Consider the following 595-nt stretch of genomic DNA (forward strand, 5'->3'; position numbering starts at 1 on the left):
CAGGTGATCAGCGGCGCAGCAATACTGATGGACAAAATCAATTGGCGAATTGTACGGCCACGCGAAATACGCGCGATGAAGATTGCCATCATTGGCCCGTAACCAATAAACCAACCCCAGAAGAACACCGTCCACCAGCTTAACCAGCCAGTGTCACCGCGATAAAGCGCCATCGGGAAGAAGTTATCCACCATGCGGCCTACGCCTTGCACATAGCCATCAATAATAAAGCTCGTTGGGCCAAAGAACAGGATGTAACCGATCAGCAGTACCGACAGGATGATGTTGTAACGGCTCACAAGTTGGATGCCTTTGCTTACGCCACTTAGCGCCGAAAGCGTGTACATCACGATGGCAGCGACAATCACCATGCTTTGGGTAATGAAGTTATCTGGGAAACCAAATAATGAGTTCAGCGCGTAGCTGATTTGCAAACCAAGAAAGCCAATAGGGCCGATAGTACCAGCGGCAACGGCGATGATGCTGCACGCATCCGCCAGGTTACCAATCCAGCCATGAATCGCTTTGTCGCCAAAGATTGGGTAAAGCAACGTGCGTGGTTTAAGTCGCAAGCCTTTGTCGTAGTGCACGTGAT

At 50.6% G+C, this 595-nt stretch carries 1 protein-coding gene; it reads right to left on the reverse strand.

Features of this window, described 5'->3' with window-relative positions; genetic code table 11:
* A partial coding sequence (locus tag R7190_RS28980; protein ID WP_318138080.1) for a BCCT family transporter occupies positions 1-595 on the reverse strand: 595 nt, incomplete at both ends.

It is taken from the genome of Vibrio sp. 1078-1 (assembly GCF_033340475.1).